Annotated in this window: 11 protein-coding genes; 10 read left to right on the top strand and 1 reads right to left on the bottom strand. The window is 35.3% G+C overall.

What is annotated here, in order from left to right; genetic code table 11:
- The first annotated feature begins 192 nt into the window (after positions 1–192).
- The 8 genes from dnaA to M902_RS15990 all read left to right on the top strand — a co-directional run bounded on the left by dnaA (position 193) and on the right by M902_RS15990 (position 11725).
- Positions 193–1824 (top strand): chromosomal replication initiator protein DnaA, encoded by a 1632-nt coding sequence (gene dnaA / locus M902_RS09925; protein ID WP_021267586.1) that lies wholly within the window; start codon positions 193–195, stop codon positions 1822–1824.
- Between the two features lie 779 nt (positions 1825–2603).
- Positions 2604–3716, top strand: a complete 1113-nt coding sequence (gene dnaN / locus M902_RS09920; protein WP_021267513.1) for a DNA polymerase III subunit beta — start codon at positions 2604–2606, stop codon at positions 3714–3716.
- A 4-nt stretch (positions 3717–3720) separates the two neighbouring features.
- A complete protein-coding gene (locus M902_RS09915; RefSeq protein WP_021267538.1) occupies positions 3721–4803 on the top strand; it encodes a DNA replication/repair protein RecF in 1083 nt (360 codons plus the stop codon).
- Positions 4804–4867: 64 nt separating this feature from the next.
- The gene (gene gyrB, locus M902_RS09910; protein WP_021267406.1) at positions 4868–7330 is read left to right on the top strand and encodes a DNA topoisomerase (ATP-hydrolyzing) subunit B; all 2463 of its coding nucleotides are present in this window, start codon (positions 4868–4870) and stop codon (positions 7328–7330) included.
- A 9-nt stretch (positions 7331–7339) separates the two neighbouring features.
- Positions 7340–9853, top strand: coding sequence for a DNA gyrase subunit A (gene gyrA / locus M902_RS09905; protein WP_021267603.1), 2514 nt, complete (start codon positions 7340–7342; stop codon positions 9851–9853).
- Positions 9801–10637, top strand: a complete 837-nt coding sequence (locus M902_RS09900; protein WP_156979804.1) for a lipopolysaccharide assembly protein LapB — start codon at positions 9801–9803, stop codon at positions 10635–10637. Before gyrA ends, M902_RS09900 begins: the two co-directional genes overlap by 53 nt.
- Positions 10637–10837: a hypothetical protein gene (locus M902_RS09895; protein ID WP_021267714.1), complete on the top strand. Its 201-nt coding sequence runs from the start codon at positions 10637–10639 to the stop codon at positions 10835–10837. Before M902_RS09900 ends, M902_RS09895 begins: the two co-directional genes overlap by 1 nt.
- Positions 10838–11116: 279 nt before the next feature.
- A complete protein-coding gene (locus M902_RS15990) occupies positions 11117–11725 on the top strand; it encodes a transposase (protein WP_198011892.1) in 609 nt (202 codons plus the stop codon).
- Positions 11726–11749: 24 nt separating this feature from the next.
- Here M902_RS15990 and M902_RS09885 read toward each other — a convergent pair whose 3' ends face one another.
- The gene (locus M902_RS09885; protein ID WP_021267557.1) at positions 11750–12919 is read right to left on the bottom strand and encodes an O-antigen ligase; all 1170 of its coding nucleotides are present in this window, start codon (positions 12917–12919) and stop codon (positions 11750–11752) included.
- 56 nt (positions 12920–12975) lie between these two features.
- Here M902_RS09885 and M902_RS09880 point away from each other — a divergent pair, with 56 nt between their 5' ends.
- Both M902_RS09880 and atpB read left to right on the top strand, forming a co-directional pair.
- Positions 12976–13344 carry a hypothetical protein gene (locus tag M902_RS09880; protein ID WP_040314564.1) on the top strand — a complete coding sequence of 123 codons (369 nt, stop codon included), beginning with the start codon at positions 12976–12978 and terminating at the stop codon, positions 13342–13344.
- Positions 13345–13346: 2 nt separating this feature from the next.
- The gene (atpB, locus tag M902_RS15985) at positions 13347–14150 is read left to right on the top strand and encodes a F0F1 ATP synthase subunit A (RefSeq protein ID WP_021267718.1); all 804 of its coding nucleotides are present in this window, start codon (positions 13347–13349) and stop codon (positions 14148–14150) included.
- The last annotated feature ends 19 nt before the right edge of the window (positions 14151–14169 follow it).

Here is a 14169-nt window from a genome sequence, read left to right as displayed (position 1 = left end):
GCTAGTATTATACCATTTCGCATCACTGGTCAATGGCCCTGTACATAGTGCAGGCCAAAATAATTGATTTATTTGGCCATGCGTAAAAAACCCATTTTTTTATTGGCCTAGGATTTTGGGCCATGATACAAATTCTCCCCACAACACGTAATTAAAGAAAAATTGACGAGTAGATGCTCAAGGGAATCCAACATGCAGGGAAATTTTCCTTTTAATGAATTTTTAAAGAATTCTAACCCATCAAGTAACAAAATCAATAACATAGAAGATCTTGCCAATAAGAATATTATTGAGGATCCCTTCAATATTAAGCAAAATTTGAGTCAACCATCGTATAATAAGTCTAGCCTATCTGATGATTTCTTTAGTGCTGAAGAACTAGATATGATGAACACGGAGATTCATAACTCTCTGAGATCATTAGTAAATGCTCAAAAATATGCATCATTTTTCCAAGGCGATTTCTTCAAATTAATGAATATTGATGGTGAAAGAGCTATATTTTCAACAACGACTAACTTTATTAAGTCTTTTATTGAGAAGAATCTGAGCCAAATAAGCCAAAGCATTGTAAATACGTTAGGAAAATCATACCAAATTGAGATTGTAGCTAATAATAACAATAACTTAGCTCAACCTAGCCTATCTCAACACTTAAATAATGGTCCTATAGAACCAAGTCTAAATAGACCAAAGTCGGCCAATGAAATCTCATTTTCATTAGACCTTGAACCGGTACAGGAAGACCTACTTTCACAAGTTGAATCTAAGTATATTGATCACGTGAGTGATGACTATAATAATATCGTTATCGATCGAAGCAAAACATTTAAAAACTTTGTCATCGGTCCATCAAATAATATGGCCTATGCAGCTTCTGTTGCGATTGCAAAAAGTCCAGGTAAAGCAGGTAAATATCCATCTCTTTACATTCACTCAAATTCAGGACTTGGTAAGACTCACCTCTTACATGCTATGGCCAACGGTATTCACAATCAATATCCTCACTATGTAATCTGCTTAATCACAGCACGTGATTTCATGAAGGAAATGATTGAATCGATTCGTAATAAACAACTACCAGAATTCCGTTCAAAGTATTCTGATAAAGTTGATGTTCTTATGATTGATGATGTTCATGAACTTAAAGGCAAAGAAGGAACACAACGTGAGTTCTTCCATATCTTTAATGAGCTATATCAAAAAGGAAAACAACTAATTTTCACATCTGATAAAACTCCACAAGAGATTAACGGACTAGAAGAAAGAATTAAAACTCGCCTACAATGGGGCCTAGTTGTTGATATTCAAAAACCAGATATTGAAACACGCGTAGCAATTATTAATGCTAAGGCAGATGATCTTGACCTATTCCTATCTGAAGATATTGTTAACCTAATTGCATGTAATGTTAAAAACTCGATTAGAGAGCTTGAGGGTGCTCTAATTAAGCTTTCAGCCTACTCTGACATCATGAAGGTCGATATCGAATTAGAGATGGTTAAAGAAGTTCTAGGACTTAGAGACTACGAAGACGAAAAGAAAATTACAATTGAAGGAATTACTAAGCAAACTTCACAGTATTTTAAAATTCCTGTTGCTGATCTTAAGTCTAAGTCACGTGTAAAAGATATTGCTAATGCACGCTTTGTGGCCATGTACTTATGTCGTAAGCTTGCAAGTGCAACACATGAAGAGATTGGTCAATTCTTTGGTGGACGTGATCACAGCTCTGTTGTTCACGCTGAACAAAAGATTTCAAAACAACTGTCTCAAGATCCAATGCTTTCTAAGACAATTATGACGATTGAAAATTCGTTATAATCCCCTATTAAATTTCTGACTAGTCAGCTGACTAACCAAGATAAAGGCCGTGTTATTCACGGCCTTTCTTTTATATTTTCACATCCTCAATATTGGCCGGCCATTTGGCCAGTCGGCCGTGGATTATTGAGTGGCCAATCCCCGACTCTATCCACGAAAAATTTGTGGAATGTTGATATTGTGACTAGTCATTAGGCCGACAAATTCACACCAGTATTTGACTAGTCAGTTTTGGTCCTACGAAATGTAAGTTATTCACGGCCCTCGACGGCCAATCCACGGCCAAGAAAATTAATTGTGAATTAATAAACACTATAATTTCAATACTTTATTAAAGATTTCTAAACTTATTCACGGCCGTTAATAATATTATCGACACAAACTAAGGCCGTGGATAAAAAAGTTATCAACATGTTTGTAAATTGTGAGTAAATGACTGGCCAAAATAGGTATTTTTAAAGAAATTTTCTTGGCCAAAAAATTATTCACAATTGGCCGTGAGCAAAAATCTAATAACATCATAGTTTTGTTATAATTTAGATAATATACGAATGAATGCAAAGCATAAAAAAAAGTAGTCAACGTTTGCCAACAATGGCCAAATTGAGAAGACAAGCTAATAAAAGGGGAGTTGCCACTTATGAACTTATCCACAGGATTATATATAATATATATATAAATATATATAAAAAGAAGAAGAGTTAAATGCTCTAGACACGCTTGCTAACTAGTGTTTTCCATTATACAACATTACAAATAATTTTCTGATAGGATTAAAAATGAAGCTTAGGGTTGATACAGATAACTTAAGAGATGCATTAAATAAAATTTTAACTGTTATTGATAAGAAGAATTCAAGACCGATATTAACATATACGTTACTAACTGTTAGCAATGATAAAATATATCTTTCAGCTACAGATCTTGAAGTATCAGCAAAGTATTCAATTAATGCATCAACTGAAGGAACAGCTTCATTTTGTATAAACGCTAAGAACCTATTTGATATATTAAAAGAACTTCCTAACACAGATATCAACATTGAGTTGGAAGATGGTGAAAATCTTCTAAAAATAAATTGTGAAGAAATTCATTATTCACTTTTAATTTACGAAGCAGATGAATTTCCTAAATTACATTTTGGAAGCGAAAATACTTTCACGCTAAATTCAGACGATCTATTAAACTTAATTACTAAAACTTCATATGCTATTTCAAACGATGAAACGAGACTTCACTTTAACGGAATTTATTTTCAAGAAGTAGAAGGGAAGTTAAGAGCTGTCTCAACTGATGGACATCGTCTGTCTTTAATTGAAAATGATATCTCAGAACAAAATAACGAAGCTCTTATCAATGGAATTATTATTCCTAAGAAGGGTGTAGCAGAACTAAGAAAAATCGCAGAAACTTATCCAGGTGCTAATCTGTTTATTTCTGTTGATGACTCATATTTATATGTGACAGCTAATGAACAATATCAACTTGGTATTCGTTTAATTGCTAGAGAGTATCCAAAGTATCAAGCAGTAATTCCTGCTAAAACAACTTATTCTCTAACAGCTGATAAAGAGATTATTCAAAACGCTATTAGACGTATTAAGATTATGTCTAATGAGAAGTCTAATGCAGTAAAGATTAAGCTTACTGAAAACCATATGACGATCTCTGCAAACCATCCGTCACTTGGTGATGCTAAAGAGACAATTCCAGTTGATTACGAAGGTAAAGAAATTGAAATAGGTTTTAATGCTCGTTTTCTATTGGATTCAATTGCTATTCTAAATACAGAGAATGTTACTTTTGAATTTAATAATGAATTTTCAGCGGTAATTGTAAGATCAAATGATATCCAAAATTATCTTGGAATCATTATGCCACTTAGAATCTAGTAAATTGAAACTTGTAAAACTTCAGGTAACAAATTTTCGAAACCTAGAGCCAGATATAATTTCTTTTAACGGAAATATAAATTGTATTCTAGGTGAGAACGGAAATGGAAAAACAAATATCTTAGAAGCTTTACATGTCTTAGTAACGAGAAAATCATTTCGTAAAAACACAACTTTTCCACAGTTATTAAGTATTGATGGGGATAACCCTGAGATATTATTTTCTTCATTGTTTGATCACGACGGAGACAATATTACTTTCAGTGGAAAGATGAATCCTCAAGGATCTACTTGGGCCCTAAACGGTAAGAATACGAAAAAGAAGCTCGATGCAAAACTAGTTTTTATCAATCCATTTGATTCATATTCTTTTTCAAATATCCCAAGCTTTAGAAGAAAGTGGTTTGATGACCATTTATCTATGCTAAGTCGCGATTATAAGAAAGTATTAAATCAGTACAATTCTGCCCTTAGGTTTAGAAATATTCTTCTCTCAAAGAAGCCTTCACAATTTCGTGAACAGTTAAATGTTATTGATCGCCAAATGGCCGACTATGCTTATGAGCTAGTGGCCATGAGAAATCAATTCGTCACTGAACTTATTCCATTTTGTGAAAATACATATCGCGATATCTTTTCGGAAGATCATTCACTTAAAATCGAAGTTGATTCTCGTTTTCATGGTTATTCACCAGAGATGATCTTTGATTATATGCAACAAAGACTAGAAAAGGACCTAGTTGTAGGGCATACGACCTATCAAGTTCATAAAGATGACTACGTGCTTCTATTTGATGGGATGAATGCATACGAATTTTGTTCTTTAGGCCAACAAAAAATGTCTTATTTGAGCCTCTTATTTGCCTATATAGAGCTATTTAGGTATAACTTTAACACCTATCCAATTGTACTTATCGACGACGTCTCAGGGGAACTAGACAAGGCGAGATGGGGTAGGCTGGTTAAATTTTTGGAACAACGAGAGTTCCAAGTTTTAATTACGACAGCTAATGAAAAATTTAAGGAAGAATTAGAAAGAATTAATGGCGCAAATAAGATCTATATTTCGAACGGTTCCGTTAACTAGTCTTCCAAAAAATAATATTTTTACAACAACACACTGACACAAGAAATTGGAAGAGAGGTTCCTTTTGGAAAATCAAGAAAATCAAGCAGGAAGTATTGGTAAGGTCGGACAAGAATATGGTGCAAGCCAGATTAGTGTTCTTGAAGGACTAGAGGCCGTAAGAAAAAGACCAGGGATGTATATTGGGGATACGGCCAATCGTGGTCTACATCACTGTGTATATGAAATTGTTGATAACGCAGTTGATGAAGCGCTTGCAGGTTATTGTAGCGAAATTAAAGTAATTATTCACGTTGATAACTCTGTAACAGTTATCGATGATGGTCGAGGGATCCCTGTAGATATTCACCCAAAAGAAGGTGTGTCAGCGGCAGAACTTGTATATACAAAGCTTCACGCAGGTGGAAAATTTAACGAAGATGGTGGTGCTTATAAAGTTTCAGGTGGTCTACACGGTGTAGGTGCCTCTGTTGTAAACGCCCTATCTAAGTGGGTTAAAGTTGAAATTAAAAAGCATGGGAAAATTCACCAAGTAGAATTCAACCATGGTGTAACTAAAGAGCCACTGAAAGTTGTTGGTGAATTAGAAGATAAAAATCAAACAGGTACTTCTGTTACTTTCAAACCAGATAATGAGATTTTTGAAGTACACGAATTCAATTACGATACACTAACAAATCGTTTTAGAGAGATGGCATTTCTTAACAGAGGTCTTAAGATCGTTGTTAAAGATGAGAGAACTGATAAAAATGAAACTTTCCATTATGAAGGTGGGCTTATTCAATTCGTTGAGTACTTAAACAGAGCAAAGACTGTTGTACACAAAGAGCCAATCTATATTGCAGAATCAAGAGAAGATTATGAAGTTGAAATTTCAATGCAATGGACTGATTCATACTCAGAAGTTCTTTCTGGTTATGCCAACGCCATTACAACTCCAGGTGGTGGAACTCATATCTCTGGATTTAAAACAGCACTAACTCGTGTTCTAAATGCTTATGCAAAAGATAATAACCTGCTTAAAGGAATTAAAACGAATTTAACAGGTGATGATATGAGAGAGGGGTTAACAGCAATTATCTCTGTTAAGCTTCCAGAACTTCAATTCGAAGGTCAGACAAAAGACAAATTAGGTAACTCTGAGGTTGAAGGTATCGTTAACTCTCTAGTTGGTGATGCACTTAAGAGGTACTTAGAAGAAAATCCATCGACAGCTAAAACGATTATTAGAAAATCTGTTGATGCAGCTGCGGCACGTGAAGCTGCTCGTCGCGCTCGTGAATTAACAAGAAGAAAATCTGTTCTTGATATGGGTGGCCTGCCAGGTAAGATGGCAGATTGCCAGGAAAAAGATCCGGCACTTTCTGAAATTTATATCGTAGAGGGTGACTCTGCCGGTGGTTCTGCAAAGCAGGGACGAGATAGAAAGTATCAGGCCGTTCTTCCACTAAAAGGGAAGATCCTTAACGTTGAAAAAGCTCGTTATGACAAAATGCTTGGTAACGCCGAAATTAAAATGATTGTTCAAGCAATGGGAACTGGGATTGGAAAAGGTAACTTTGATATCTCAAAACTTCGTTATCATAAACTAGTTATCATGACAGATGCCGACGTCGATGGTTCACACATTAGAACTCTGATCCTGACACTTCTTTATCGTCAATTCCCTGAACTGATTGAGCAAGGTTATGTTTATATCGCTCAACCACCATTATATAAGTACAAGAAAGGTAAGAAAGAAATTTATCTTAAAGATGAAAAAGCTCTTGAGACTTTCTTAGTTGCAAATGCAATCGAAGGTACTTCTATTAATTTCGATGGTGAAATGATTGATGAAGAAGTTGCTAAAGGCTTAATTAATAAATTTACTCAATATGATAAAACACTTAAGTCATATGATATTCACTTCGATACATTCTTATTAAGACATCTTATTGAAGAAATTGGAATCACAGCTGCTGATCTTAAAGATCGCTCAAAGCTTGAAGTAATTGTTAATAAACTTGATGAACACTTCAAAACACAAGAGTCTGAAACTTTAAGAAATTACACATTCTCAATTGAAGAAGATAAAGAACATGAGTCACACTTACTTCGTATCAATGTTAAGACAACAGCAAGAACGAAGAAGTTCAAACTAAGTTCTTACTTTCTAGAATCTTCTGAGTATGCAGATCTTATGAACCTATATGATGGAATCCAAAAATACAAAATTGGAAAATTTATCGTTAAGGGTGAAAAAGGTGATGCAAAAGAATTTGAATCACTAAGAGCATTTGCATCTTATATTATCGACGATGCTAAACAAGGCGCGTACATCCAACGTTATAAGGGTCTAGGAGAAATGAACCCTGAACAACTTTGGGAAACAACAATGAATCCAGAAAATCGAACTCTTCTCCAAGTTAAGATCGAAGATACAATTGAAGCGGATTCTGTATTCTCTGTTCTAATGGGTGATCAAGTAGAACCAAGAAGACAGTTTGTTGAAGAAAACGCACTTAATGTTAGAAATCTGGACGTATAGGACTAAGTTATGACTGATGAAACAAATATCACAAATGAAAATGATAACGGAGATGGTGGAAACCATAACCACGGAAATATTCAACAAATCGGTATTCGCGATGAGATGAAAAATTGTTACCTTGATTACGCAATGTCTGTAATCGTTGGTCGTGCACTTCCAGATGTACGTGACGGAATGAAGCCAGTTCACCGTCGTTGTCTGTATGCGATGCACTCGCTAGGTAACTACCACAATAAACCATTTCTTAAGTCTGCCCGTGTAGTTGGTGACGTTATTGGTAAGTATCACCCACACGGTGACTCTGCGGTTTATAATACAATCGTACGTATGGCCCAAGATTTCTCAATGAGATATCCAATGGTTCAAGGTCAGGGGAACTTCGGTTCTATTGACGGAGATAACGCTGCGGCCATGAGGTATACAGAGATCAGAATGCAGAAGCTTTCTGAAGAGATGCTAAAAGACTTAGATAAAGAAACAGTTGATTGGCAACCAAACTACGATGACTCTCTTAAAGAGCCAACAGTTCTTCCAACTAAGATTCCTAATCTTTTAGTTAACGGTTCTGCTGGTATTGCCGTAGGTATGGCAACAAATATTCCTCCACATAACTTAACTGAAGTTATGACGGCCTTAACTGAACTTGTTGATAATCGTGAAATGTCGATCGAAGATATTATGAAGATTATTCCAGGTCCAGATTTTCCAACTGCTGGGACAATTCACGGTACTGAAGGTATTCGCTCTGCTTACAAAACAGGTAAGGGTGTTGTTCAGATGCGTGCAAAAATGGATGTTGAAATCCATGGTAAGAAACAAGATCGTGAAAGAATTGTTATTACTGAACTTCCATACCAAGTTAACAAAGCTAAGCTAATTGAAAAAATTGCTGATCTTGTAAACTCTAAATCACTTGTAGGAATTTCTGATCTACGTGATGAGTCTTCTCGTGAGGGGATTCGTGTTGTTATTGACCTTAAAAAAGGTGAGATCGCAACAGTAGTAATGAATAAGCTTTATAAGCAAACAGCACTACAATCATCATTTGGTATTATCTTCTTATCAATTGTTAATTCTTCTCCAAAAGTTCTTAATATTAAAGAACAACTTGAGTGTTTCATTGATCACAGAAGAGAAATCATTATTCGTCGTACAGTATACGAACTTAAGAAGGCACGTGAACGTGCGCATATCTTAGAAGGCTTAAAAGTTGCTGTAGAAAATATCGATGAAGTTGTAGAGATGATTAAGAAGTCTGACGGGCCACAAGATGCTCGTGAGAAATTAATGTCTACATTTAAACTAAGTGAAATCCAAGCACAAGCTATTCTAGATATGAGACTTCAACGTCTAACTGGTCTAGAAAGAGATAAGATTATTGCTGATTACGAAGCTATAATGAAAGAGATCTCACGTTTAGAAGGAATCCTTGGTTCTGAAGATAAGATTAAAGCAATCATCAAAGAAGAATTTACTGAAGTAATTGAGAAATACGGTGACGAGAGAAGAACTGAAATCGTTGCTAAAGCTGATGAAATTCAAATTGAAGACCTAGTTGCAAGTGAAGAGATGATTGTAACAATCACTCACAAAGGTTACGTAAAGCGTATGCCACTTGATACTTACAAAGCGCAAAAGCGTGGTGGTAAAGGTGTTAAGGGTGCTGCTAACGAAGACGATTTCTTCACAAATATCTTTACGGCAAATACTCATGATAAGCTTCTATTCTTTACAAGTCGTGGGCAAGTATTCTCGAAGAAGGTTTACGAAATTCCTGAAGGAACGAGAACTTCTAAGGGTCGAAATATTGCAAACCTTATTCAAATTCCAAGTGGAGATCGCGTAACAGAAATTATCTGTGTACCTCACGATATGGATATGAATGAGAAGTATCTAATCTTTGCAACTAACAAAGGTCTAGTTAAGAAGACAGCTCTTGAAGAGTACTCAAATGTTAAACAGTCGGGTCTAATTGCAATTAAACTTCAAGACGGTGACCATATTGTAAACGTTAGAATTAACGATGGATCAAAAGATATCCTACTTTGTTCATCAGCTGGTAAGATCATCCGTTTCGATACTAACGATGCAAGACCTATGGGCCGTGTATCTCAAGGTGTTAAAGGTATCAATATTAATCCAGAAGAAGAAAAAATCATCGGTATGGAATTAATTGACGATAATATGGAAATCCTATCTGTAACTTCTCAAGGTTACGGTAAGAGAACTGAATCTTCTCAATACCGTAAGCAGACTCGTGGTGGGAAAGGTATCCTCGCAATGAGATTAACTGAGAAGAACGGTGAGATTGTTCAAATTAAACCAGTAACAGATAAAGATGATCTCATGATCATTACTGACCGCGGACAAGTAGTTCGTACGAAAGTAAGTGGCGTATCTCTTATGGGACGCGCGACTCAAGGTGTTCGTCTAATCAAGCCTAAAGAAGGTGAGAAGGTTGTTTCAATTGCAAAAATTATTGAAGCAGATGATGAAGATGGATCAACTTCTGAAGAGTAAATTCATAAGGGCCAGTTTTCTACTGGCCCTCGTTTTACTTACATCTTGTGATTTCACTCCAAGAATTCACAAAGATATCCTCATTGCGCAAAATCACATCTCAAATCAAGAGTATGCCCAAGCAGTGAAGCAGTACCATAAGATCTTAGAGATGGCGCCAAATGATGAAATCAAAATTAAGATTAATTACCAAATTGCGGAACTCTATGCTGTCTCTCTTGGCCATTATAAGCGTGGAATTCATTTCTATGAGAAAATTCCAAAGCTTACAACAGATCCAGTTTGGCTGGTAAAAACTCAAGAACGTATTGGTGAGATTGCTTTTCTTTATATCAATGACTACGCCAAGGCCGCAGAGGTTTATAATCAGCTTTCTGCCTTTAGGCCTAAGCTTTCTAATCACGACTTATACGAATTTCGTCTGGCCCGTTCATATATCAAGTTAAAGCAATATGATAAGGCCAATGAACACTTAGTTTCCATGCACAATAACGGAAACCACAAGTACTTCGTTGATAGTTTCTTTCAATCGGGAATTATGTATTTTGAGTCGCAAGACTGGAATCGCGCCGTTCAGTACTTTCGCGAGTACATCAAGCGTGAAGATCGCCGCGACCTCAAAGTGCGCGCAATTTTTCTCATGGCCAACTGCTATGAAACACTTGAACGTCTTCAAACTGCTTACGACCTCTACTATTCAATCCTAGGGGAATACCCAAATAACAAAGTTATCCAAGATCGCCTTAACTCTGTCTACGAACGCCGTGTAGCGAGGAAGAGATAATGGCTTTATACGACCCGAAATGGATTAAGCCCATGGCGCTTGCCATGTCTCTACCCTCAACGGCTTTAATCGTTGCTTGGGGATTATGGGAACTTGTTGAGAAGGGTATCATCACTCAAGGCTGGGCCGTAGGGATTTTTCTTGCGGTAATTGGAAATATTTTAATTTCGATGGTTATCTATGCGCTTCGTAAGAAGTAGGTAGGTACGTCGATACTTTTGGAAAAACCAATAACTTAGCTTTCAAAATAAGAAACAATCCCTCTAATATGACTCAAATTCTCATTTTATCCATGAACCATTAATCATTTAAGGTAAAAAGCATGTGTTTTAAGTGAAATATAATCTAAATTTGAGCACAAATATTTATAACTAATGGAAATTGTCAAAAGTATCGACGTACCGTTCTTAAAACGAAATATTTTAAATTACATTAAGCTATTAATTTAAAGATTTCTGGTAATGTTGCATAAAGCTCTCATGCCTAGACAAAAAAGAATTTTCCAAAATAACTTTCCATATCATGTGACAAGAAGAACGAATAATCGCGATTGGTTTTCAATACCGATTAATGAAGTTTGGGACTTAGTAAAAGAGTCACTAAAGTATGCACAAGATAATGCACCTACAAAAATACACGCCTTTGTTTTAATGTCTAATCACTATCATTTGTTAGTTTCTACTCCCAAATGTAATCTTCATCATTTTATGATGTATTTCAATCGAAGATTTTCTCGTGAACTTAATAGACGGGCCAAGCGTGAGAATCATTGCTTTGCCAATGAGTACAAAGCTACGATCGTTAATGACCAAAGATATTTAGAGACAGTCTATCGCTATATTTATCAAAACCCTATACGTGCAGGGCTTACAGAAGATATTCATAGTTATCCTTATAGCTCTTTGCACTTTAGTTCATATGAAGCTAAGCAGTTTAACTTTGAACCACATTTTCACTTTGCAAAAGAAAAAGCTTTTGGAGAAAAACGCTACTGTGCTGAAATGGAAAACATTATAAAGAGTGGTCTTAGGAGAGGCGAGTTTAAATTATCTGAAAAAAATAAGAGGTTAGTACATCGATACCTATAAAAATATCGACGTACCTTTTGCCTTTTAAGCTTCTCTTTTTACGTAAAGCATTCCGTAGAGTACAAAAATAATTGAAACGACTGAGCTCATATAGAACGGCGTATCTGTCATACAGATTGCTAGGAACGTTACTAATCCTGGTAAAGAAAATAAATAAATGTCTCTATAACCAACTAGGTATGTGAAAAGCCACGAACCAAAAAATAATAAGAATGCAACTCCACCGAATGTTCCAGCTAGTGCAAATGCATCTAGGTATTGATTGTGTGAGTGGAAATGACACCATCTAGGTTTTAAATCAAGTTCATCTTGAACAATTTTACAAGGTTCTTGATAATTTTGAAAACCGTAGCCTAGTACAGGTTTTCTTGTATACATAATGGCAGCAGTTTTAAACATAACAATTCGTGCATTATCACTTGTTGAGTTTGGTTTAAAGCGATAGAAAGAAAGACCAGAATTACCAAAGATTATATATAGAACTGCAGAAGCTAGTAATAAGCCTGTAAGAAAAAATGAAATGAAAGTTTTTCTGTTTGTGTAATAAAATATGAATGGAAGTCCTGCAATAAAAGCAAGAATAGCACCACGAGTGTATGTAAAGTAAAGACCGATAAGATTTAAGATTAAAGTGATAATTACTAATTTAATATCCACATATTTTTTAAATTTTTTGTAATGAACTAAAAGAGCTGCTGACATTACGCATATGATTGCATTCGTATACGAGTAATACATGATCCCAAGAAATGCCCCCCTATTTCTTGGAGTACTAACTAATTTAAATTTTAAAATATGATAATCAAAGTTAACCGCTATAAATCCGACAACAGAACTGATTGCACTAAGAGTTAATACCCAAAATACAATTCTTCTAATCCACTGATCAGATATTTTTGGGCCATATTGATAAAATGCAGCTGTGAATAATATAGGAGGGATGTAATATTTAATTTTATTAAGTTCACCTTCACCAGTTACTACTATTGATAAAACAAAAGTAAGGACTAAACTAATAAGAAAGATATGCTTCTTCTCTTTAAAAACAGCAATGAATGATTCTTTTGAAGTGTAAAATGCTAATACAAGAATCAAAAGCATTCCGATAGAAACAAAAGCTTTGTGAAAAACTGTCATTACTAAGTAAAAGAAAATGGCCCAAGCAAACAAATTGAGCTTTCTTGATTCTGTCATAGATATTCCTGTCAAAAGTATTTGAAATCAATGCAAATTATAGTAACAATGCAGCCATGTTTAAAGAACTTCTTAACAAAATCGATTTTATCCGCTTCTTTATGTTGTCACTACCGATGGCCCTTGCGTGCTTATATTTATTGACTCCAGGCAAGGAGTGGTTAGCGTTCGCAGTTTGCTATTTTGCCACTGTAATATATTTATTGATGTTTTGGATGGCCGTGGATGAGCTGATAAGGCCACATCGCGTTGATGGCTACAAAGCCAATGGTAAGTATCTATCGTTTTTGTTTATAGGGAAGCTTGTTATTTTAATCGGTGCCCTATTATTTGGTGTACAAATACTTCAAAGTAAGATAATTATACCGGTAATAAATTATTTCTTAAATATATTTGTGCTGGGTGTCAGCATCAAAAAGGACTAATAATGAAAAAAATAGCCCTTCTTTTAACTACAATATTTGCAACAAATGCACATGCAGCAGGTGGTTTCCTTTGGTTAGGTGAACTTTCACATGCTCTTCACTTAGGTTATGTAGATCACATCTTCACTAAGTCATTCGTTGCAATCATCATTTTACTTGTAGCGCTTCTTTATAGAATGCGTGTTTCTAAAATGACTCTAGATGAGACAGTAGTTCCAGATAGAGGAATTTCTTTAAGAAACATCGTTGAGATGTATGGATCATTTATCTACACTCAATGTCGTGCAGTTCTTGGTGAAGATGATGCACCAAAATACTTCAAGTTCATTTCGTTCCTATTTATTACAATTTTCTTAGCGAACGTTATCGGTCTTGTTCCAGGTTTCTTACCACCAACTGAATACATCAATACAACTCTTGCTCTTGGTGTACTTTCATTTGTTTATTACAACATTAAAGGTTGTAAAGAACTTGGTACAATGAATTACCTTGCACACTTTGCAGGGCCACTTTGGTACATGGCAATCTTAATTTTCCCAATTGAGATTCTTTCAAACTTTATTCGTCCACTATCTCTAGCATTACGTCTTAGAGGTAACATGATGGGTGACCACCACGTACTTACAACATTCCTTAACCTTGAAATTCTTGGTGTAAATGTTGGTATGTTTGGTGCTGCAATTCCATTCTACTTACTTGGACTTCTAGTTTGTTTTATCCAAGCTTACGTATTTACAATGTTATCAATGGTTTATATTAGTCTTGCAACTGCTCACCACGATCATGATGAGCACCACGCACACTAATTAAAACTTAAACTTAATA

Origin of the sequence: Bacteriovorax sp. BAL6_X (assembly GCF_000443995.1) — a bacterium.
Classification (GTDB): domain Bacteria; phylum Bdellovibrionota; class Bacteriovoracia; order Bacteriovoracales; family Bacteriovoracaceae; genus Halobacteriovorax_A.
This window is presented reverse-complemented; position numbering and strand designations above follow the sequence as displayed.

Excerpts from the sequence above, each read along its gene's own strand:
- dnaA (WP_021267586.1), top strand. The coding sequence starts at position 193 with ATGCAGGGAAATTTTCCTTTTAATGAATTTTTAAAGAATTCTAACCCA.
- dnaN (WP_021267513.1), top strand. The coding sequence starts at position 2,604 with ATGAAGCTTAGGGTTGATACAGATAACTTAAGAGATGCATTAAATAAA.
- gyrA (WP_021267603.1), top strand. The coding sequence starts at position 7,340 with ATGACTGATGAAACAAATATCACAAATGAAAATGATAACGGAGATGGT.
- M902_RS09895 (WP_021267714.1), top strand. The coding sequence starts at position 10,637 with ATGGCTTTATACGACCCGAAATGGATTAAGCCCATGGCGCTTGCCATG.
- M902_RS15990 (WP_198011892.1), top strand. The coding sequence starts at position 11,117 with ATGCCTAGACAAAAAAGAATTTTCCAAAATAACTTTCCATATCATGTG.
- M902_RS09885 (WP_021267557.1), bottom strand. The coding sequence starts at position 12,919 with ATGACAGAATCAAGAAAGCTCAATTTGTTTGCTTGGGCCATTTTCTTT.
- M902_RS09880 (WP_040314564.1), top strand. The coding sequence starts at position 12,976 with ATGTTTAAAGAACTTCTTAACAAAATCGATTTTATCCGCTTCTTTATG.
- atpB (WP_021267718.1), top strand. The coding sequence starts at position 13,347 with ATGAAAAAAATAGCCCTTCTTTTAACTACAATATTTGCAACAAATGCA.